The sequence below is a fragment of the Marinobacter sp. S0848L genome (assembly GCF_023016065.1).
Taxonomy (GTDB): Bacteria; Pseudomonadota; Gammaproteobacteria; order Pseudomonadales; family Oleiphilaceae; genus Marinobacter.
Window position 1 is genome coordinate 71,724 of the sequence record NZ_JALKAQ010000005.1, and the last position, 20,405, is coordinate 92,128.

A 20,405-nucleotide genomic window follows, 5' to 3' on the forward strand; every position below is an offset into this window, starting at 1 on the left:
ATTTGGATACGTTATGGCAAAAAGTCTATTTATAGCGCCAACCTCAATGAATTCAGGTTTGACCTCGGTGTGTCTGGGGCTACTTAGAGCCTTGGAGCAAGAAGGGGTTAGCGTTGGTTTCTACAAGCCCTTCACTCAGTCTATCCACCAGGGAGAGGCAATCCATAATGGCGGCAAGGACTCGTCTGTCGAGTTTGTACGTGCGCACGGCGACCAGCCAGTTCCCGACCCAATTCCACTCAAAGAAGCGCAGCAACTATTAAATCGCGGGAAAGCCGACCTGCTGCTCGAAAACGTGGTTGGTGAATACCAGAAAGTCGCCAAAGAAGTCGATGTGGTTATTATCGAAGGCCTCGTGCCGGACAGTGGCGAAACCTACATCGCACGGTTGAATGTCGAAGTGGCGCGCAATTTGGGTTCCGAAGTCATTTTGGTCAGTGCACCGAAAGACTGCTCAGCGAAGGAACTGGATGAGGAACTTGATTTCTCGGCACGGCTGTTCGCGGCCCCATCCGACCCGGAAGTGATTGCCGTCATCCTCAATAAAGTCGGCGAGCCCCGTCAATCACGCCCGGACCTGTCTCTGCAACGCCAAGACCAGGCCCCAGACATTAATTTTCAGGACTCCTGCAAGGTGTTCTCAGACGGGCGCTTCCATTTGTTGGGCCAAATCCCCTGGGATCCACAGCTTCTTGCCCCCCGGGTTTCAGATGTCGCGCGAGAACTGGGCATCAAGGTGTTGTATGAAGGCCAAATGCACCAACGTCGGGTACAAAAAGTCTCCGTTTGCGCCCGAACCATTCGAAACATGACGGATATACTGAAGCCAGGCACCCTTTTGGTCACGCCGGGCGACCGTGATGACATTATCGTGACGACCGCAGTTGCAGCCCTGAACGGCGTACCCCTCGCGGGATTGGTTCTGACCGGCGGCCTGATGCCCGATGACAACATCATCGAGCTTTGTCGGCGTGCGCTTGATACAGGGCTCCCAATTTTGGGATCCCACAACAACACCTATGAATCGGCCAACCGGCTGGCAAGCCTTTCTCCGTCAGTCCCTATCGATGATACCGAACGGGTAGAACAAACCATGGAGGCGGTCGCTAAAAATATCGACACCGCCTGGCTTGAAGAACACCTTAAAGTAACCCGGCAACGTCGTCTCTCGCCGCCAGCCTTTCGCTACCAGCTGTCTGAACGCTCCCGTGCCGCCGACAAACGCATTGTTCTGCCCGAAGGCAGCGAACCCAGAACCGTTCAAGCGGCAATCATCTGCCACGAGCGCCGGCTTGCCCGCTGCGCATTAATTGCCGCGCCACAAGAAGTGCAGTCCGTTGCCGATTCACTCGGGGTTCAGATTCCGGACGATATGGAAATCATCGACCCTCAGTCCGTTCGTGAACGCTATATCGAACCAATGGTTGAGTTGCGTAAACACAAAGGCCTCACAGCAGATCAGGCGGAAGCATTGCTGGAAGACAACGTTGTGTTGGGCACCATGATGGTTGCTATGGACGAAGCCGATGGCCTTGTTTCCGGCGCGATTCACACCACCGCCAACACCGTGCGCCCTGCCCTGCAATTGATCAAGACCCACGACAACGCGAAAGTGGTGTCGTCTGTCTTCTTCATGCTGCTACCGCAACAAGTACTGGTATACGGCGACTGCGCCATCAATCCCGATCCTAACGCCGAGGAGCTGGCAGACATCGCCATACAAAGTGCCGAGTCGGCAGAAGCTTTCGGTATTGAGCCGGCTGTGGCCATGATCAGTTACAGCACGGGCGAGTCCGGGACCGGGCAAGATGTGGAGAAGGTACGCGAAGCGACGCGCATAGCCCGTGAACGTCGGCCAGACCTGCTGATCGACGGGCCGTTGCAATACGACGCAGCGGTCATTGAAAGCGTTGGCAGATCGAAAGCCCCGGATAGCAAAGTGGCGGGTAAGGCAACGGTTTTCGTATTCCCGGATCTCAACACCGGCAATACAACCTACAAAGCCGTGCAACGAAGCGCAAATGTCGTCAGTGTCGGGCCAATGCTGCAGGGGCTTCGAAAGCCCGTGAATGACTTGTCGCGAGGCGCCTTAGTGGAAGATATTGTCTTCACCATCGCGCTGACAAGTGTTCAGGCTAAACAGGTAGAAGATGCGGGAGCGGCCTGAGCCGCTCCCTGAGCAGAAAAGCCAACCGGCAGATTAGCGTTTTGTGCTTTTCTGTCGGACTCTCTTCACAATACGCCCCTTCTTCATATCGTTGTCTTTTTTCACTCGCTGTCGGGGCGTGAGGCGGTCCACTTTGTTCGCAAACGGGTTTTCACCGCCGCGGAACTCAAAGCGAATAGGCGAACCAACCACTTTCAACACTTTACGGAAAGTGTTTTCCAGGTAACGCTTATAGGCACCCGGCAGGGAGCCTACCTGATTACCATGTACCACAATAACCGGCGGATTAGACCCACCCTGGTGAGCATACCGAAGTTTGATGCGACGACCATGCACCATCGGAGGCTGGTGCTGCGCAATCGCGTCCTCAAGAATAGCGGTCAGGCGATTCGTCGGCCACTTGGCCATTGACGACTCGTAACTCGCCTGAACCGAATCATACATGGTACCAACACCAGTCCCGTGTAGCGCCGAAATATAGTACTTATCGGCGTAATCGAGGAAATCTAATCGGCGTGCCACCTGCTCTTTCACCTTGGCCCGGTCTTCCGAGTTCATGCCATCCCATTTGTTGATAGCAATAACCAGGGAGCGGCCAGCATCCAAAACAAAGCCGATCAAGTGCAAATCCTGATCCACCAGCCCTTCACGGGCATCAATGACCAAAATCACAACGTGGGCATCATCAATCGCTTGCAAGGTTTTGATGATCGAAAACTTCTCGACCACTTCCTTGACGTTTTTGCGGCGGCGTACACCCGCGGTATCAATCAGGGTATATTCATGCCCGTGTCGCTCATACGGTATATAAATGCTGTCTCGCGTGGTACCCGGCATATCGTAAACCACAACGCGATCTTCCCCGAGCATGCGGTTAACCAGCGTGGACTTGCCCACGTTCGGGCGCCCCACCACGCCGATACGAATACCCGGGTACTTGTCTGCCCGGTCTTGATCTGCAGGCTCTTCAGGCTCAGGAAGGAGGTGTTCGAGCAGTGACCGAACGCCTCTGTTGTGAGAGGCTGCAATCATGAATACCGATTGAAAACCCAACTTGTAAAAGTCGGCAGCCGCCACGTCAGGATCCTGCCCATCGGTTTTATTCACCACCAGGTGGGCTTGTTTGTCCGAACGGCGCAGGTGATCGGCAATAACTTCATCACCGGCGGTCAAACCCGCACGGCCATCTACCAGAAACAATACAATGTCGGCCTCATCCACCGCCTGCAACGACTGCTGGGCCATTTCCGAGTCCAAACCGGCCTCTTGGCCTGTGAGTCCACCAGTATCGATAACAATAAACTTTCGATCCTCGTAGAAACCTTCGCCGTACTTTCGGTCCCGGGTCAGTCCCGGAAAATCCGCAACCAACGCATCCCGAGTCCGGGTCATTTGGTTAAACAAGGTGGACTTGCCTACGTTCGGGCGTCCCACAAGGGCAATTACTGGGGTCATAATAATCTGCTATACAAAGAAACAAAAACCCGGCCTGAGCCGGGTCATTTCAGCGTGGCTTCAGTCGTCCTGCTCAAGCTTGAGAACTGACATTTTGCCACCGTTACCATAAACCAACAGGTTACCATCACTCAGCACCTGGACAGGTACGCGGATACCGTCACTGTCAAATTTCGTTTGACCAACCAAACGACCATCTTTCATCTGCATCACATGCAGATAACCTTCGAAGTCGCCGACAACTAAGTGTTCACCCACCACAGCGGGACGAGTCACTTGGCGCCACGCCAATTCACTCTGCACCCACAATTCACGACGGTCGTTGCCTCGCAAGGCGATAACATCACCGTTTGCCGCCGCAAGGAATATATTGCCGTTGCCAATGGCGGGCGAATAATAGCTGGACGCGGTGCGGCTCCAGATTTCTTGCCCGGACCGGATGTCAATCAACGCGAGCTTGCCCTGATAACCGACCACCATAATCGCGGAATCCAATACCAGGGGCTGGCCGCCAATATCGACCAGTCGTTCCAGCTCGGTGCGCCCTTGGGCCTGGCCCACCTGATATTGCCAAACGGGCTGACCATTTTCAGCCGTAAGCGCAATCACCCGTCCATTGGCGAACGAAGCGATGACAATATCAGCGCCAACCAGCGGCGCAGCCGCTGTACGCATGGTAAGTACTGGCACCTGCGATTCATACTGCCAGATTTGCTCGCCTTTGTCGGCATCAAAGCTGATGACTCGACCGTCCGTGGTCTGAACCACCACGAGAGAACCGTTCGATTGTGGCGCGGCCAACACCTCCGTCGGCAAATCAACTCGCCAGTTTTCACTGCCATCTTCACTGGACAGTGCAACCAGCTCAGCGTCCCGCGTGACCAAATACAGCTGACCGCCATCGGCACCGGGGCCTGCGAAAATGCGTTCGTCGAGCTCTTTCTCCCAGACCACATTTCCGTCTTCCGACGCTACGGTAACCACTTCGCCATCCGCGGACGCGGCATAGATAACGTCGCCTGCGTATAGCGGGGCTAACTGCAGAAACTCGCCATCATGCCCGTCACCGACAGACATACTCCATACGCGTTCAAATTCGACAGAAGTTTCAATCTCCGGCACGGGCGCTGGCTGCTCAAACGTATCTGTTGTGCTACACCCTGCCAACAAAACGGCAAGAGCCGCGCTTACTGCGACCAGCGAGAACGGTTTGTTACGCCCAAAAGGCATCAAGCACCCTCCCCGACACCAAGGTCAGATAATTTAAGCTCGAGAAGATCTCCACCTCGTGCCGGACTTTGCTCGCGGGCGGCCAGATACGCTTCGCGCGCGGCTTCGGTGTCACCTTTAGCAAAAAGGATATCGCCTCTCAACTCGGAGAAGACAGCCGCAAAGGTTTTCGCATCGCTCGCGCCATCCAGTGTCGACAAGGCGGCGTCATGCTCACCGGCGGCGAAATGGGCCTGAGCCAAACGATTGCGAATAACCAACGACAAGGCTTTGTAGTCAGCAGCTTTTTCCAGAGCCCACTCCAGTGACGCAACGGCAGCTTCAGGGTCGTTCTCGACCATCATCTGCTGTCGAGCGAGTACAAGGTTTCCATAAATCGCGTAAGCGCTTCCGGCGTGCTCATCACGCAAAGTCTCAGCCACAAATTCAACGGTATTCTTACTATCTTCATCACCCGTGGAGAATGCTGTCAGTAGCGTTGTGAACTGATTTGCGGCCTCGGCTCGCTCTTGGGCCTGATGGTTTTGCCAAGCCTGCCATCCGAATACAATCGCCAAGGCTGCGCCAATACCGATGAGCAATGAGCTACCGTTCTTTTTCCACCAGTCCTTAATTGCCTGGACCTGTTCTTCCTCGGTGCGTAACTCAGCCATGAAAACTCCTGTTAATTATTAGTTGTCGCCCGTTAGTCGGCCGATTCTTTTATACCAAAGACGCCAGAACCTTCGCCAATTCTGTCTGCGAGACTTCCTGCTGAGGCTGATCGTCTCTCAACGGCTTCAATCCCACTGTGCCATTCGCCACTTCGCTTTCGCCAAGGATGACCGCATAGCGGGCACCGCTGCGATCGGCTTTCTTCATCTGGCTTTTAAAACTGCCACCGCCGCAGTGCGTAATCACGACTTTGCCGGGCAACTCGTTTCTCAGCGTATTCGCAATGGCCATAGCGGTAGCCACGCTTTGCTCACCCATGGCGGTCACATAAACATCAGCCTGATTGTTAACGTCATCAGGAACCAGATTCAATGTTTCCAGAAGCAGAATCAGACGCTCCAAACCCATCGCGAAACCAACGGCCACTGTTGGTTTGCCACCAAGTTGTTGAACCAGCCCGTCGTATCGGCCGCCGGCACAAATCGTCCCTTGTGCTCCAAGGCTATCCGTTACCCATTCAAATACCGTCTTGCCGTAATAATCAAGGCCACGAACCAAGGCCGGATTAACGGTGTACGCAACTCCCGCAGCATCCAGCAACGCTTTAAGCTGATCAAAGTGCGCTACGGATTCTTGGTCAAGGTAATCGCTCAGGCTTGGGGCGTTCTCAAGTAACTTACGGGTGTTTGGATCTTTGCTATCCAAAATCCGAAGCGGATTGGTCGTCAGACGGCGCTTGCTGTCATCATCCAGCTCATCCCGATACTGCTCCAGATAGCTAACTAGGGCTTCACGATAAACCTTCCGGGCTTCACTGGTACCGATGGAGTTAATTTCCAGACGAGCATGGGCCGACAACCCGAACTCATCCCACAAGCGTGCGGTCAGCATCAGCAGCTCGGCATCGATGTCCGGGCCGGCCATGCCGAAGCACTCAACGCCAATCTGATGGAACTGGCGGTAACGGCCTTTCTGGGGCCGTTCATGACGGAACATCGGGCCGGTATACCACAAGCGACGCGTCTGATTGAACAGCAAACCATGCTCTTCGGCAGCACGCACACAGCCAGCCGTACCTTCAGGACGCAAGGTCAGGCTGTCACCGTTGCGATCCTCGAAGGTATACATTTCTTTTTCGACAATGTCGGTGACTTCGCCGATGGATCGCTTGAAAAGATCGGTTTGCTCCACAATCGGCATACGAATTTCCTGATAGCCGTATTGCGAAAGTACTTTGCGAACCGTTGTTTCAACGTACTGCCAGACAGGTGTCTGGTCCGGAAGAATGTCATTCATCCCCCGGATTGCCTGAATTTTAGCCAAAGTAAAACCCTGATTGCTTCTTAATTATGTGTTTGGAGATCAGTCTTCGGACTTAGCGATCAATAACGAGTCCTGCTCTTCGCGACGAGCAACCTCTTCCCGAATCAACCGCTCCAAATCATCCGTCAGCGTTTCATTGACCAACTTTTGGTTTGGCTTTCCGTGAAGATAGAACAAATTCTTCGGCGAACCGCCGGTCAGACCGATATCCGCCTCGCGCGCTTCACCCGGACCATTCACAATGCAGCCGATGATCGCCACGTCCAAGGAACGGTTGACGTCTTCCAGCCGTGCTTCCAGATCGTTCATGGTCTGAATAACGTCGAAGTTCTGTCGGGAGCAGCTCGGACAGGCAATAAAGTTAATGCCGTGGCTACGCAAACGCAGGCTTTTCAGAATATCAAAGCCCACTTTGATCTCTTGTACCGGGTCAGCCGCCAACGATACGCGGATGGTGTCGCCGATACCGTCCATCAACAACATTCCGAGACCGATAGAAGACTTCACGGTGCCCGAACGGAACCCGCCGGCTTCGGTGATGCCCAGGTGCAAAGGCTGTTCAATCTGTTGAGCGATCAAACGATACGCCGCGACCGTCATAAACACTTCCGAAGCCTTAAGGCTAACCTTGAAGTCCTGAAAGTCATGGCGATCCAGAATATCAATGTGGCGCATGGCGGATTCAACCAAAGCCTCGGGGGTCGGTTCACCGTATTTACGCTGCAAAGCCTTTTCAAGCGAACCGGCATTCACACCGATACGAATGGGAATATTGCGGTCTTTAGCTGCGTTGATCACGGCGCTAACACGATCATCCCGGCCGATATTGCCCGGGTTGATGCGCAAACAGTCAACACCCAGTTCTGCAACCCGAAGCGCAATTTTATGATCGAAATGAATATCGGCAACCAGCGGCACGGAGACTTGCTTGCGAATCTGACCAAACGCCTCGGCGGCCTCCATGGAAGGCACTGAAACCCGAACGATATCGGCACCGGCCTCCTGAATAGCATTGATCTGGCCTACAGTGGCGGCGACATCACAGGTATTGGTGTTGGTCATGCTTTGAACCGCGATGGGGGCGTCACCACCTACGGGTACATCACCAACCATGATCTGCCGGGATTTACGTCTTTTGATCGGGGAATCTTGTTTCATTGACAGGAACCAACACTATATCCGGACGTTTAATTCAGGGTTCGAGTGTGAACTCTGACCGATTGTTCACGACACGAAAGCTATCCTTATCGAGCGTTTCGTCTTGAAACCGGATAACTTCCACTGCACTCATCGCGCCGACAACAACGTTTAATGGCGGCGTGCCACGTACATCTAATTTATCACCCTGTCGGCGTAACCCACTAACCAGGCGCTGACCTGAGGCATCGGTAACCTTTATCCAGCAGTCACCGTCAAATGTTATTTCCAAGCGACCAATCGATGATTCCGCAACCGATTGGCTGGCTTCGGGTGCTGTAGGCGGCTCAACCGAAGCTACCGGTTCTTCAGCCGGCTCTAGGGTATCGGAAAGAACATCTGCGTTGTCAGAGCTGCTTTCTTCCGCCGAAGGTTCGGCACTGTTAGGCATACCGGATGAATCAGACCCTTCTACAGGCGCAATGGCCGGTGACTGAAGAGCCGGCTCAGGCACCGCTTCGCCCGCATCACCTCCGTCTTCCCTCACACTTTCCGAAGCTGGCGCAGCACTCTCTTCGCTTTCCGATTGTTTCTGGGTGACGAAATATAAGGCGATCGCCGCAACCACGCCAATCAACACCAGCCAAAGAAAGGTTTTGGCGATTCGCTGTTTACGTTTCTTACGGCGCTCAATGTCAACCAGGGGATTGGCCTGCAACGCCTCTTCGCGTCGCTTGCGGGCAGGGGCCAGTTCCACGTCGAGATCACGGATCACCGTGTCGGCATTCAAACCGACCTGCCGGGCGTAGGCCCTGACATAACCTTTCAGAAACAGCTCGGTATCAATCTTTTCGTAATCACCCGCCTCTATAGCCTGAACAACGGACGGGCGCAGGTGCTGCTGCTCGGCAACCGCAGAAACGGACAAGCCTTTCGCTTCCCGTGCTCGCTTTAACTGTTGGCCAACAGGCTCAGCAGGGGTGTAATTTTCCGGCTTTTCACTGACCATTCGAAACCAGCACCTTATATTGTTGGTATTCCTCAGATTCGGCGAACTCATTTTTCAGCAAGAGTGCCAAACTGGCCTCCTGATCACGGTCCTGAAAATGTCGCGCAATACGGATACCTGTATACAAACTTTCAGCAGAATGCACCAATCTAGGGGTGTTCTGAATCATGACCTGAAGACGGGAGTAGTAGCGGGAAGCGGCTGAATAGTCGCCCTGTTCTACCAAAACCCGGGCCAGTGAAAGCAGGGTACGTGCTTCGCCACGGCTCAACTCAACCGCCCGGCGGTAGGCTTGCTCGGCCTGCTCAAGATTACCCAGTTTTTCATGGGTTAAACCGAGATTGTAAAAAACGCCGCTACGATCTTTGTAGGCGGTATCTTCAGATGCTTTTGCAAACTGCGCCCGGGCTTTGTCGTAATCGCCCTGACTGTATAGGAAGGCTCCGAAATACACTCTGCCACGGGTATAACTGCCATCTGCAGAAACCGCATTTTTGAAACTCTGCTCGGAAAGCCGCTCATCGCCTTCAGCGCTATAGACCAAACCCATAGCCGCTAAAGCCGGTGCGTAATCATCTTCAATTTCCAGCGCGCGATCAAGATGGTGTCGAGCACGGCCCAGGTTGCCTTGGGCAATGTATCGGGACGCAAGCTTAACGTAGTTTTCGAGCGCCTTTTCGCGATCGGCTTCGCGAGTAAACCGGCTGTCTGTAGTGGTTACGCAACCTGAAACAAGCAAGCCCAAAACCAATAAGGAAAGAGTAGCCAGTTTTGCGGCCGTATTCTTAACCATCTACAAACACCTTCTGTTGTAACTGAACTCCCTCCAGATCAGGGGTTCACTTGTTGCACGGCAATATAGCGCTGACTGCGCTTAGTCCGGTCTTCAACCCGGCCTACCAACTGGCCGCACGCTGCATCGATATCGTCACCGCGAGGGGTACGGACTGTTGTCACATAACCCGCCTCTGTCAGCGCATTCTGGAAGCGCCGGGTCGCGTTCATACTCGGACGTTCGAAATCACTTTCCGGGAACGGATTAAACGGTATCAGGTTGATTTTACAAGGCAACCCGTTCAACACCACCGCTAGCTCTCTGGCATGTTCGAGCTTATCGTTGACGCCTTGGATCACCGTATACTCAATGGTCGCCTTGCGCTTATCCGGCAATCTTGAGAGGTAGCGACGCGTGGCAGCCAACAACTCAGAAATCGGATACTTTTTATTGAGCGGCACCAATTGGTTACGCAACTCATCATTAGGCGCATGAAGGGAGATGGCCAGTGAAACATCGGTAACCTCACCCAGGCGATCCAATGCCGGGACAACACCCGAAGTGCTCAGCGTGACGCGACGCTTGGAAATGCCGTACGCAAGATCTTCCATCATGAGGTTCATGGCATCGACAACGTTGTCGAAATTGAGCAAAGGCTCGCCCATACCCATCATGACAACGTTTGTAATCGGCCGACTGCTGGGCTCATACGGCATGAATGCCTTGCGAGCGACCCAAACCTGGCCGATGATTTCTGCGGCGGTAAGATTACGATTAAAACCACGTTTACCGGTTGAACAGAAGGTGCAGTCAAGGCTGCAGCCGATCTGAGACGAGACACACAAGGTGCCGCGCTCACCGTCGGGAATCAATACGGTTTCAACGTTGTTACCGTTGTCCATGCGCATGACCCACTTGCGTGTGCCGTCTTTCGAGGTTTCATCGTAAACCACCTCTGGCCCGCGCACTTCAGCGATTTCCTTGAGCTTTTCACGCAGCGCTACGCTCATATTGGTCATTTGATCGAAGTCATCAACGCCACGCTGATGGATCCACTGCAAGACCTGCTGCGCACGAAATTTCTTTTCGCCCAGCGTCTCGAAAAAAGCCTCCAGTTTTGCTTTTGGCAGTCCGAGAAGATTGGTTTTTTCAGCAGGGGCAGTCATGGCATAACCTCGATCAAATAACCAATTCAGGGGCGACAGTTGTCACCCCCGAACAGACAACTTAATTAGCCGCGCGGGCAGATTTCGTTGTCGTTAAAGAAGTATGCCACTTCGCGCTCTGCAGAAGCTGCAGAATCGGAGCCGTGAACGGCGTTGGCATCGATAGAAGAAGCAAAATCGGCGCGGATAGTGCCGGCTTCAGCTTCTTTCGGGTTGGTAGCACCCATCAGTTCGCGGTTCTTCAGGATAGCGCCTTCGCCTTCCAGAGCCTGAACAACAACAGGGCCAGAAGTCATGAACGCAACCAGGTCGTTGAAGAAAGGACGCTCTTTGTGCTCAGCGTAAAAACCTTCAGCTTGCTCCTGAGTCAGGTGCATCATCTTGGCTGCAACGATTTTCAGGCCAGCTTTCTCGAAACGGCTGTAGATTTCGCCGATTACATTCTTGGCTACCGCGTCGGGCTTGATGATAGAGAGCGTGCGCTCGTTTGCCATGTTATTTCTCCAGTCTGGTTAGGGGGTAAAAATCAGGGCGTAGATTATACGCAGTCAATGGGCCACTGCCTACCGCACCGTGCGAAGTCGGGTAACCACATCAACAATTTGTTTGCTCGCGCATTCAATTTCGTCGTTCGTTGTGTAACGTCCCAACGAAAACCTCAATGCCCGATGCGCAAGCTCGTCACTCAGACCGATGCCGCGCAAAACAAAAGAGGGCTCAACAGAGGCAGAGGCACACGCAGATCCAGAAGACACCGCCATATTGCGCAAACCAAGCATGAGCGACTCTGCTTCAACGCCTTCAAACGACAGGTTTACAATGCCCGGCACGCGGTATTCCGCGCTGCCGTTAAAATGCACACCCTCTAGCGACTGCAGACCTGACAAGAAGCGCTGGCGCAGGGTTTCCAAGCGCGCCATTTCGTCTTCCAGACCCTGCCCTGCCATTTCAAAGGCTTTTCCCATTCCTACGATTTGATGGGTGGCCAGTGTGCCGGAGCGCATGTTCCGCTCATGGCCGCCACCATGCATCTGCGCCTCGACACGGACGTCCGGGGAGCGGCGAACATACAACGCGCCGATGCCTTTTGGTCCATAGACTTTGTGGGCCGAGAGAGACAGCAAATCGACATTCAGCTCGTTTACATCAACCGGGATCTTCCCTGCCGCCTGAGCTGCATCAACATGAAAACGGATGCCTCGCGCCCTCAACAGTCGGCCAATCGCGGCGATATCGGTAATACAGCCCAGCTCGTTATTCACCAGCATCAGGCTTACGAGAACGGTATTGTCTTTTAAGGCCTGCTCAACCGATTCAGGGGAAACACGACCGTCCTCCTGAGGCTGTAGCCAGGTAACATCAACGCCCTGTTGCTCAAGCCATTTGCAGGTATCAACCACGGCCTTATGCTCGATAATCGAGGTCACAATATGCGGATGATCATGAATATCCACCGACCCTTTGATCGCGAGGTTGTCGGACTCAGTGGCACCTGATGTCCAGACAATCTCTCTGGAATCAGCATGAATCAAACTCGCCACCTGGCGGCGAGCATTCTCGACAGCCGCTTCGGCCTGCCAACCGAAACCGTGGGATCGGCTGGCAGGGTTTCCAAAAACACCCTCAAGCGTGAGGTGTTTTGCCATTAACTCAGCAACAACGGGGTCAACCGGCGTCGTCGCCGCATAGTCCAGATATACAGGCTTTTTCATAATTTAACGGGAGTACGCTATTGTCAGGCCGGAGCCTGGTCTGTCAGTTGGCGGGTATTAATTGTATCCGCATTGGTTTCTGACTGTTTACGGTTTTGCCGGTCAGCAACCAATTGAATTTCACGCTTGCGCATCAGATCACCAAGGCTGATATCACTCAGAAACTGGTGAATCTGTTCGCTTAAATCGGACCATAGATGGTGTGTCAGGCACTTCTCGCCATTTTGACAATCACCTTTATTGCCGCACCGAGTGGTATCCAGCGACTCACTAACCGCATCCACCACCTCGGCAATAAACACTTCGTCCGCGTGCCGACTCAAGCGGTAACCCCCACCGGGCCCGCGGACACTGACCACGAGATGGTGCCGACGCAAACGGGAAAAAAGCTGTTCCAGATAGGATAAAGAAATTTCCTGGCGCGAGGAAATATCGGCAAGACTCACCGGCCGTTCACTGCTATGCAGTGCCAGATCCAGCATTGCTGTTACGGCATAGCGACCTTTTGTGGTGAGCTTCATATTCTCAGCCCCGACGATGGGTTTGAATATCGGTTTCCATCGCCGAGTATGAATTGACCTACTAAAACAGTCAAGTATTCAGACTTTGCCGTCACTCTCCGGTTCATCGCGCACACAATCAAAATCCTCTTCATCCAATTGCGGCAAATCCCCGTTCTGATACTCACTATTAACCTTTCGAAGCGCCTTGCACATGACTTCCAACCGCTCATCTACAGCATGCATGTGATCAAGCAACGCGCGGACTGAGCGAGCCACCGGATCGGGCATCTCCTCTGTCACACCGTAGGCATCAAAGCCCATACGCTCTTCCATCACTTTGCGACGAGGATTTTCGGCTTCGTCAGCTTTGCGCTTAACAATAATGCGCCCCGGAATGCCTACTACAGTCGCCCCGGCAGGTACCGCCTTGGTGACCACCGAATTCGAGCCAACCTTAGCGCCAGCACCAACTTCGAACGGCCCAAGAATCTTCGCGCCCGCGCCAACAACCACACCATCACCGATCGTGGGGTGTCTCTTGCCTTTATTCCAGCTGGTCCCGCCGAGCGTAACGCCTTGATAAAGCGTGACATCATCACCGATAACCGTGGTTTCTCCGATCACCACGCCCATACCGTGGTCGATAAAAAAGCGACGACCAATGGTGGCTCCCGGATGAATTTCAATACCGGTAAACCAACGTGTCAGGGTTGAAATGGTGCGCGCCAACCATTTCAGCCCCAACCCCCAAATCCAGTGCGCCAAACGATGTAACAACAGCGCATGCAAGCCCGGATAGTTGGTGAGCACCTCAAACGTATTGCGCGCAGCCGGATCGCGATGAAATACGCTATTTATGTCTTCCCTCAAACGCTCAAGCATAACTTTACTCCTGGCCTTTATGTTGCGAGCCTGCGGCATTCTCGGCGCCCTGCTCTTTGCGACTCTGAGTGCCAGCTGCCTTCTGGATCGAAGATAGAACGCCGCGAAGAATGTTCACCTCCATTTGATCCATGCGAGCTCGCTGGAAAAGCCGTCGCATGCGCGCAATCAGATGACGCGGATTGTCTCGACGGTGGAAGTTTACGTCCACGAGCGTTTGCTCGAAATGCCCGAAAAAGCCTTCGACTTCCCCCGCAGTGGCGGGCGGCGAATCCCAACCTTCATCGCCTGGCGCAACCATGGGCTGAAGGTATGGGCCAGACTCTCCCTCTTCAAGGCTTTTCAGATGAAACATCCTTAGCTCATAACAAATCACCTGAACCGCCATCGCCAGATTCAAAGAGCTGTAATCCGGATTCGAAGGAATGTGGATATGGTAATGGCACCGCTGCAACTCGTCATTAGAAAGGCCATGATTTTCACGCCCAAAAACCAAGGCCACTTTCCCGCTACCAGCTTGCTGCACGGCGGTTGCCGCCGCATCGGGCGGTGGTATCACTGGCCAAGGCACTTTGCGACCTCGCGCACTCGTTCCCATCACCATGACGCAATCTGCGACCGCCTCGTCCAGGGACGAAACCACGTGCGCCCTGTCAAGTACATCACTGGCACCCGCTGACCGAGCGTAGGATGTCTCATCAGGAAACGATGCAGGATTCACCAACCACAGGTTACCAAGCCCCATATTTTTCATAGCTCGCGCTACCGCCCCGATGTTTCCGGAGTGAGACGTTTCTACCAGGACAATGCGGATTTGGTCATTGAAGGAGTCATTACTTTCCGGCGACAGCGCGGTTTCATGCATGGTATCTGGGCCTGCTACTCATCAGTAATTTTAAAAAAGAGGCGAATCATACCAGAAACCCGAAAAGAACGGTGCCCCAGAATATCTCGAAACCCGGTGGTATGCGTGCATTTGCTGAGGCAAAAAGCATACAAGCACCTAGAGTTTTTGCTATGATGGCGCCCCTTCACACATTCGGATAATGAATTCTCAGATGCAACCAGCAATTAAAATGGCCCTGCGCGTTGCCCGCCACGGGTCTGACTATCTCAAGGCCCATTTCGAGCGTCAGGAACCCAACGGTAAAGACGAAGCCGAGCGTTACCTGCAGCTGGAACGGGTAGAGCAGTCTATCTACGACAATTTCACAGAACAGCTTGCGAAAGCGTATAAGGATCACACCATTGCACCAATGGGTGAAGCCGACGCCAACGGCAGCGATAAAAGCTGGCACATTTTTCCGCTTCTCGGCCGGGAGAACTTCGTCCGAGGCATTCCCGAGTTCGCATTGGCTCTGTCGCAGAAGAAGAATAATCGCACCGAGAACCTTCTGGTTGTGAACCCGATTACTGGCGAAGAATATTCTGCAAGCCGTGGCCACGGCGCCGCACTGAATAGTCGCCGGGTGCGCGCTTCAGACGTGAAAATGCCAGCCAAGTCAGCCCTTGCTACCAACCTTCTTGATCAAAGCCGTCAAGGTGACGACCCGATGATCTGGGGCGAAATGGCGGCAACACTGGCTCGCGACACAGCCATGTTCCGTACATCTGGCTGCGTGGTACTCGACATCGCCCGCGTCTCGGCCGGTCTTCTGGACGCCGCAGTTGTTTTCCGCCCATCCGCTGCTGACCTGGATCTTGGTGTCACTTTAGCCATGGAATCCGGCGCATTGACCGGCGATTTCTCTGGCAACCCTTCGGCCGGCTCAGCTCGCCAGCTGATTGTCGCCAACCCGAAGCTGTTCCGGGAAATCCTCAAGGTACTGAACCCGTTCCGCGGCAGACTGCCTCGCTAACCGGTCTTCCGGGCACAAAAAAACCGCCATCAGTTCACTGATTGGCGGTTTTTTTGTGCCGGCTTACGCCAGCACATGACACCATCACATACGGTTCAACCACTCAGGCGGCTGCTCTTCTTCCGCTTCATCTCCAGCGCCTTCTTTAGCCGGCACCATGAGATCTTCACGGGTCACACCCATCACCATCAACATGTTGGCAGACACGTAGATCGAGGAATAGGTACCCACAACCACACCAATGATCAGCGCCAACGCGAAGTTATTTATTGCTTCACCGCCCAGGAAATACAAGGCGATCAAAACAACCAAGGTGGTACCTGACGTGTTAATCGTACGAGAAATCGTTTCATGGATGGACTGGTTAATCACATCCCAGGGCTCACCCACGCGCAGCTTGCGGAAATTCTCACGAATACGGTCTGCCACAACAATCGTGTCGTTTAGTGAGTAACCGATAACCGCCAGAATCGCCGCGAGAACAGTAAGATCGAAAGTCCACTGAAACAGTGCGAACATGCCCAGAACGATCAGCACATCGTGGGCCAACGGGATGACCGAAGCGATACCGAATTTAAACTGAAAGCGCATACCAACGTAGATCAATACAACCGCCAGCGCGATCAGCAGCCCCAGACCACTATCCTCTTTCAGTTCCTCGCCAACCTGAGAGCCGACGAATTCCGAACTGACCAACTCAAGACTCTCTCCGGACTCAGAGAGGGCTGCCGTCACTTCTCGCGCCAACTCGTCATTTCCGGCCTCAGCCATCCGAATCAGAACGGTGGTATCGGCACCAAAGTTCTGCACCGAGAACTGCTCGTATCCGGCTTCAGTAAGCTGATTCCGAATAGCATCCAGGCTTGGTGCCTCAGCGTACTCAAATTCGACAGAGGTGCCGCCGGTAAAGTCCATACCTAAATTCAGGCCTCGAACCCCGAGCAACACAATAGAGCCAATCACCAACACCAGCGACAACACTGACGCGGCCTTTCGAAGCCCCATAAAATCAAACGGTTTTTTCTGCATATCAGACATTGGCGAGCTTACCCCCGATCGACAGTTTCTCGACCCTTCGGCCGCCGTAAACGAGATTGACGATGCCGCGGCTTACCATCAAACCACTGAACATAGAGGTGAGTATGCCAATACATAAAGTAACCGCGAAACCTTTAACGGGCCCGGATCCCATCGCAAACAAAATGATAGCAACCAGCAAGGTGGTGATGTTGGCATCGAAAATCGACACGAACGCTCGCCCGTAACCGGCGTTAATCGCCGTTTGAGGCGGCACCCCTGCCCTCAATTCTTCTTTAATTCGCTCAAAAATAAGCACATTGGCATCAACAGCCATACCCACCGTCAGGACGATACCGGCGATACCCGGCAATGTGAGTGTAGCCGACAGTATCGACATACAGGCCACAAGCAGCATCAGGTTCAAGGTCAGAGAAATATTGGCAATCACACCAAAGCCACGGTAGAACGCCAACATATAAAGCAGCACTAACCCAAAGCCCAACGCAACGGACATGACACCTGCGTCAATGTTCTTCTGCCCCAGGCTAGGCCCGATAGTGCGCTCTTGCACGAAGTACATCGGCGCAGCCAAGGCACCGGCACGCAGCAGCAACGCCAACTCGGCCGCCTCGGGAATCGAATCCAGCCCGGTGATACGGAAGCTACTACCCAACGCAGACTGCACCGTTGCCAGGCTGATCAGACCTTTTTCGACAACGCGCTTTTCAACCTCCTGCAGCTCTCCGTCAACCTCTCGGCTTTCGGTTTCTGTGCGGAACTCAATAAACAAAACCGCCATACGGCGACCGATATTGTTTCGAGTTGCCCGATTCATTAAATCACCACCCACGGAGTCCATGGTGATATTGACCTGAGGCTGGCCATTTTCATCAAACGCCTGCTGCGCGTTCGCAACATTATTACCCGTAGCAATCACATCACGCTGTAAACGGGCTGTACGCTGCGGGTTATCACGGAAACTGAACTGCTCCGTTTCCGAGGACGAAGCGTCCTGGCGGGCTTCCATACGGAACTCAAGATTTGCGGTTGCGCCAAGAACCCGCTTAGCTTGCGCCGTATCCTGAACACCGGGCAGTTCTACAATAATGCGGTCTGAACCCTGACGTTGAACCAAAGGTTCGGCAACGCCTAATTCGTTCACCCGATTTCGAATTGTGGTCAGGTTTTGCTCGAGAGCGTACTCTTTGATGCCCTGAATTTCAGCATCGGACAAAGTCAGTGTCAGAAGAAACTCGCCGCCTTCCGTGCTTTCGTCTAGCAGAAACTCGTTGTACTGGCCGCGAACCAGTGAGAAGGCTTCCGCCCTCGTTTCGGAATCCCGGAAACTCAGAACGATGTCTCGGCTGTTTCGAATATCACCACCACGGTAGCGAATCCTCTCTTCACGCATATCCTGCTTGATCTGACCAGACAACGCTTCTAACCGTTGGGTTACAGCAGTGTCCATATCCACTTCCAGCAGAAAGTGAACACCACCGCGCAGATCCAGCCCCAACTTCATAGGGCCGGCCCCTAAACTGCGCAGCCAGTCCGGCGTTGAGGGCGCCATGTTCAGCGCCACCAGATAATCTTTTCCCAATGCAGCTTGCACCGCGGGGCGCGCACGCAACTGAGCGTCTGAACTGTTCAGGCGAATCAGAGCATCGCGCTCTTCAACGGTACTGGACTTTACTTCAATACCCTGACTTTCCAAGGCACCTAAAGCACGATCCAGTATGCGCTGATCAACCTCAGTGCTGCCGCGGGAGCCAGTAATTTGGATGGCGTAATCGTCGGGGAAGAAGTTCGGTAAGGCGTATATGAATCCGATGACCAGAGCGAACACGATCACCAGATTTTTCCAGAGAGGATACTTGTTTAGCATGGGATCCCTTTGAGCTGGCTAAGCCGCCAGCCGTGGTGTTTCAGCCAAAATGATTCGGCCGGTGCTGCGCACCGGCCGGGAATCGGCTCAGATATCCTTGAGCGTGCCCTTGGGCAGAGCACCGGCAACAGCAACTTTCTGAATCTTGATTTCGATGTTGTCAGCAACTTCCAGCACGATGAAATCGTCAGAAACCTTGGTAATACGGCCAACCATACCGCCAGACGTAACCACTTCGTCGCCTTTGTTCAGGCTGGACATCAGGTTCTTGTGCTCTTTCGCGCGCTTGGACTGCGGACGCCAGATCAAGAAGTAGAAAATCAGAATGAAGCCTGCGAAAAAGATGACCTGACCCATAACACCCATAGACTGACCTTCAGCACCTTGAGCCATGGCCAGGGTCGGCAGAAGAGACAGCAGGCCAGCGATTAGCAGTTTGATTGATTTCATTCAGTTTCTCCGTTTAAAGACTGTTCTTTTAGTCAAAATTGATCACTCATCACCCAACGGCGGCACAGTTTCACCGCGTAAGGCGTAGAATTCGCTTACAAAGTCGGACAATGTACCTGCTTCAATGGCACCACGCAATCCGCTCATCAGGTTCTGATAGAACCGCAGATTGTGGATCGTGTTTAGCTGGGAGCCAAGCATTTCTCCGCACTTATCCAAATGATGCAGATAGCTTTTCGAAAAGTTTTTGCAGGTATAACAATCGCAGCGCTCATCCAGCGGACCGGCATCATGGCGGTTCTTTGCGTTTCGAATTTTTACGATGCCGGTTGAGGTAAACAAATACCCATTGCGAGCATTACGGGTTGGCATCACGCAGTCGAACATATCGACGCCACGACGAACGGCTTCTACGATGTCTTCAGGACGCCCCACTCCCATCAAATACCGAGGTTTGTCTTCCGGCATTTTTGGCGGCAGATGATCCAGAATCCGGATCATGTCTTCTTTGGGCTCACCAACAGACAAACCTCCAATGGCGTAGCCATCGAACCCGATGTTCGTCAAACCCTCTAGAGACTGGTCACGCAGGGATTCATACATACCGCCCTGCACAATACCAAACAACGCGGACGGATTGCCCTCGTGGGCTTTTTTACTGCGGGCCGCCCAGCGCAATGACAACTCCATGGAGTCCTTGGCCTGCTTTTGAGTAGCCGGGTACGGGGTACACTCGTCGAAGATCATCACGATGTCTGAACCCAGATCTCGCTGTACCTGCATTGCGATTTCGGGGTTGAGTTCGACTTTAGCTCCGTCAACGGGCGAGCGGAAGGTCACACCTTGCTCGGTGATCTTGCGCATTTCGCCCAGACTGAAAACCTGAAAACCGCCGGAATCGGTAAGAATCGGGCCATGCCATTGGGTGAAATCGTGCAGGTCGCCATGGGCTTTGACCACCTCGGTACCGGGACGCAGCATCAGGTGAAACGTGTTTCCAAGAATTATCTCTGCACCAATCTCTTCGATATCGCGAGGCAACATGCCTTTAACAGTGCCATAGGTACCTACAGGCATGAAGGCCGGGGTTTCAACGGTGCCACGAGGAAACGTCAGGCGACCACGACGGGCTTTGCCGTCTTCACCCAACTTTTCAAAGGACATAAAACAGGATTCAC

At 53.6% G+C, this 20,405-nt stretch carries 19 protein-coding genes; 2 read left to right on the forward strand and 17 right to left on the reverse strand.

The genetic code is table 11. The annotated features are described in order from the left end of the window. The first annotated feature begins 13 nt into the window (after positions 1-13). A complete protein-coding gene (gene pta, locus MWU64_RS08200) occupies positions 14-2,167 on the forward strand; it encodes a phosphate acetyltransferase (RefSeq protein WP_247063364.1) in 2,154 nt (717 codons plus the stop codon). Between the two features lie 33 nt (positions 2,168-2,200). Here pta and der read toward each other — a convergent pair whose 3' ends face one another. The 13 genes from der to trmJ all read right to left on the reverse strand — a co-directional run bounded on the left by der (position 2,201) and on the right by trmJ (position 14,878). Continuing rightward, positions 2,201-3,622, reverse strand: a complete 1,422-nt coding sequence (der, locus tag MWU64_RS08205; RefSeq protein ID WP_247063369.1) for a ribosome biogenesis GTPase Der — start codon at positions 3,620-3,622, stop codon at positions 2,201-2,203. 60 nt (positions 3,623-3,682) lie between these two features. After that, a complete protein-coding gene (bamB, locus tag MWU64_RS08210) occupies positions 3,683-4,852 on the reverse strand; it encodes an outer membrane protein assembly factor BamB (protein WP_247063371.1) in 1,170 nt (389 codons plus the stop codon). Beyond that, positions 4,852-5,505, reverse strand: a complete 654-nt coding sequence (locus tag MWU64_RS08215) for a tetratricopeptide repeat protein (RefSeq protein ID WP_247063372.1) — start codon at positions 5,503-5,505, stop codon at positions 4,852-4,854. Before MWU64_RS08215 ends, bamB begins: the two co-directional genes overlap by 1 nt. 49 nt (positions 5,506-5,554) lie before the next feature. Next, entirely contained in the window at positions 5,555-6,829 is a 1,275-nt protein-coding gene (gene hisS / locus MWU64_RS08220) for a histidine--tRNA ligase (protein WP_247063373.1), read from the reverse strand. A gap of 39 nt (positions 6,830-6,868) precedes the next feature. Beyond that, a complete protein-coding gene (gene ispG, locus MWU64_RS08225; protein ID WP_247063674.1) occupies positions 6,869-7,993 on the reverse strand; it encodes a flavodoxin-dependent (E)-4-hydroxy-3-methylbut-2-enyl-diphosphate synthase in 1,125 nt (374 codons plus the stop codon). A 28-nt stretch (positions 7,994-8,021) separates the two neighbouring features. Beyond that, positions 8,022-8,975, reverse strand: coding sequence for a RodZ domain-containing protein (locus tag MWU64_RS08230; protein ID WP_247063383.1), 954 nt, complete (start codon positions 8,973-8,975; stop codon positions 8,022-8,024). Next, complete coding sequence (gene pilW / locus MWU64_RS08235; protein WP_247063386.1) at positions 8,965-9,768, reverse strand: type IV pilus biogenesis/stability protein PilW; 804 nt, start codon at positions 9,766-9,768, stop codon at positions 8,965-8,967. The genes MWU64_RS08230 and pilW overlap by 11 nt, the downstream gene beginning before the upstream one ends. A gap of 38 nt (positions 9,769-9,806) precedes the next feature. Beyond that, positions 9,807-10,916 (reverse strand): 23S rRNA (adenine(2503)-C(2))-methyltransferase RlmN, encoded by a 1,110-nt coding sequence (gene rlmN, locus MWU64_RS08240; RefSeq protein ID WP_247063389.1) that lies wholly within the window; start codon positions 10,914-10,916, stop codon positions 9,807-9,809. 65 nt (positions 10,917-10,981) lie between these two features. Beyond that, entirely contained in the window at positions 10,982-11,410 is a 429-nt protein-coding gene (gene ndk, locus MWU64_RS08245) for a nucleoside-diphosphate kinase (protein ID WP_247063391.1), read from the reverse strand. Positions 11,411-11,479: 69 nt separating this feature from the next. After that, a complete protein-coding gene (locus MWU64_RS08250) occupies positions 11,480-12,628 on the reverse strand; it encodes an IscS subfamily cysteine desulfurase (RefSeq protein ID WP_247063393.1) in 1,149 nt (382 codons plus the stop codon). 23 nt (positions 12,629-12,651) lie between these two features. Then, a complete protein-coding gene (iscR, locus tag MWU64_RS08255; protein ID WP_247063396.1) occupies positions 12,652-13,149 on the reverse strand; it encodes a Fe-S cluster assembly transcriptional regulator IscR in 498 nt (165 codons plus the stop codon). A 78-nt stretch (positions 13,150-13,227) separates the two neighbouring features. Continuing rightward, positions 13,228-14,013, reverse strand: coding sequence for a serine O-acetyltransferase (gene cysE / locus MWU64_RS08260; RefSeq protein WP_247063398.1), 786 nt, complete (start codon positions 14,011-14,013; stop codon positions 13,228-13,230). Positions 14,014-14,017: 4 nt separating this feature from the next. Then, positions 14,018-14,878, reverse strand: a complete 861-nt coding sequence (gene trmJ, locus MWU64_RS08265; RefSeq protein WP_247063400.1) for a tRNA (cytosine(32)/uridine(32)-2'-O)-methyltransferase TrmJ — start codon at positions 14,876-14,878, stop codon at positions 14,018-14,020. Positions 14,879-15,071: 193 nt separating this feature from the next. On the opposite strand from trmJ, the gene MWU64_RS08270 reads away from it, so the two are divergent. Further along, a complete protein-coding gene (locus tag MWU64_RS08270; RefSeq protein ID WP_247063402.1) occupies positions 15,072-15,872 on the forward strand; it encodes an inositol monophosphatase family protein in 801 nt (266 codons plus the stop codon). An 84-nt stretch (positions 15,873-15,956) separates the two neighbouring features. Here the strand turns inward: MWU64_RS08270 and secF are convergent, their stop codons facing one another. From secF to tgt, 4 genes are all read right to left on the reverse strand, one after another. Then, entirely contained in the window at positions 15,957-16,910 is a 954-nt protein-coding gene (secF, locus tag MWU64_RS08275) for a protein translocase subunit SecF (protein WP_247063404.1), read from the reverse strand. Continuing rightward, a complete protein-coding gene (secD, locus tag MWU64_RS08280) occupies positions 16,903-18,777 on the reverse strand; it encodes a protein translocase subunit SecD (protein ID WP_247063406.1) in 1,875 nt (624 codons plus the stop codon). Before secD ends, secF begins: the two co-directional genes overlap by 8 nt. 87 nt (positions 18,778-18,864) lie before the next feature. After that, positions 18,865-19,170 carry a preprotein translocase subunit YajC gene (yajC, locus tag MWU64_RS08285; RefSeq protein ID WP_227537705.1) on the reverse strand — a complete coding sequence of 102 codons (306 nt, stop codon included), beginning with the start codon at positions 19,168-19,170 and terminating at the stop codon, positions 18,865-18,867. Between the two features lie 99 nt (positions 19,171-19,269). Then, the gene (gene tgt, locus MWU64_RS08290) at positions 19,270-20,391 is read right to left on the reverse strand and encodes a tRNA guanosine(34) transglycosylase Tgt (RefSeq protein WP_247063677.1); all 1,122 of its coding nucleotides are present in this window, start codon (positions 20,389-20,391) and stop codon (positions 19,270-19,272) included. Between the last annotated feature and the right edge of the window lie 14 nt (positions 20,392-20,405).

Coding starts and splice junctions, on each gene's coding strand:
- pta (WP_247063364.1), top strand. CDS start 14: ATGGCAAAAAGTCTATTTATAGCGCCAACCTCAATGAATTCAGGTTTG.
- der (WP_247063369.1), bottom strand. CDS start 3,622: ATGACCCCAGTAATTGCCCTTGTGGGACGCCCGAACGTAGGCAAGTCC.
- bamB (WP_247063371.1), bottom strand. CDS start 4,852: ATGCCTTTTGGGCGTAACAAACCGTTCTCGCTGGTCGCAGTAAGCGCG.
- MWU64_RS08215 (WP_247063372.1), bottom strand. CDS start 5,505: ATGGCTGAGTTACGCACCGAGGAAGAACAGGTCCAGGCAATTAAGGAC.
- MWU64_RS08230 (WP_247063383.1), bottom strand. CDS start 8,975: ATGGTCAGTGAAAAGCCGGAAAATTACACCCCTGCTGAGCCTGTTGGC.
- pilW (WP_247063386.1), bottom strand. CDS start 9,768: ATGGTTAAGAATACGGCCGCAAAACTGGCTACTCTTTCCTTATTGGTT.
- rlmN (WP_247063389.1), bottom strand. CDS start 10,916: ATGACTGCCCCTGCTGAAAAAACCAATCTTCTCGGACTGCCAAAAGCA.
- ndk (WP_247063391.1), bottom strand. CDS start 11,410: ATGGCAAACGAGCGCACGCTCTCTATCATCAAGCCCGACGCGGTAGCC.
- MWU64_RS08250 (WP_247063393.1), bottom strand. CDS start 12,628: ATGAAAAAGCCTGTATATCTGGACTATGCGGCGACGACGCCGGTTGAC.
- iscR (WP_247063396.1), bottom strand. CDS start 13,149: ATGAAGCTCACCACAAAAGGTCGCTATGCCGTAACAGCAATGCTGGAT.
- cysE (WP_247063398.1), bottom strand. CDS start 14,013: ATGCTTGAGCGTTTGAGGGAAGACATAAATAGCGTATTTCATCGCGAT.
- trmJ (WP_247063400.1), bottom strand. CDS start 14,878: ATGCATGAAACCGCGCTGTCGCCGGAAAGTAATGACTCCTTCAATGAC.
- MWU64_RS08270 (WP_247063402.1), top strand. CDS start 15,072: ATGCAACCAGCAATTAAAATGGCCCTGCGCGTTGCCCGCCACGGGTCT.
- secF (WP_247063404.1), bottom strand. CDS start 16,910: ATGTCTGATATGCAGAAAAAACCGTTTGATTTTATGGGGCTTCGAAAG.
- secD (WP_247063406.1), bottom strand. CDS start 18,777: ATGCTAAACAAGTATCCTCTCTGGAAAAATCTGGTGATCGTGTTCGCT.
- yajC (WP_227537705.1), bottom strand. CDS start 19,170: ATGGCTCAAGGTGCTGAAGGTCAGTCTATGGGTGTTATGGGTCAGGTC.
- tgt (WP_247063677.1), bottom strand. CDS start 20,391: ATGTCCTTTGAAAAGTTGGGTGAAGACGGCAAAGCCCGTCGTGGTCGC.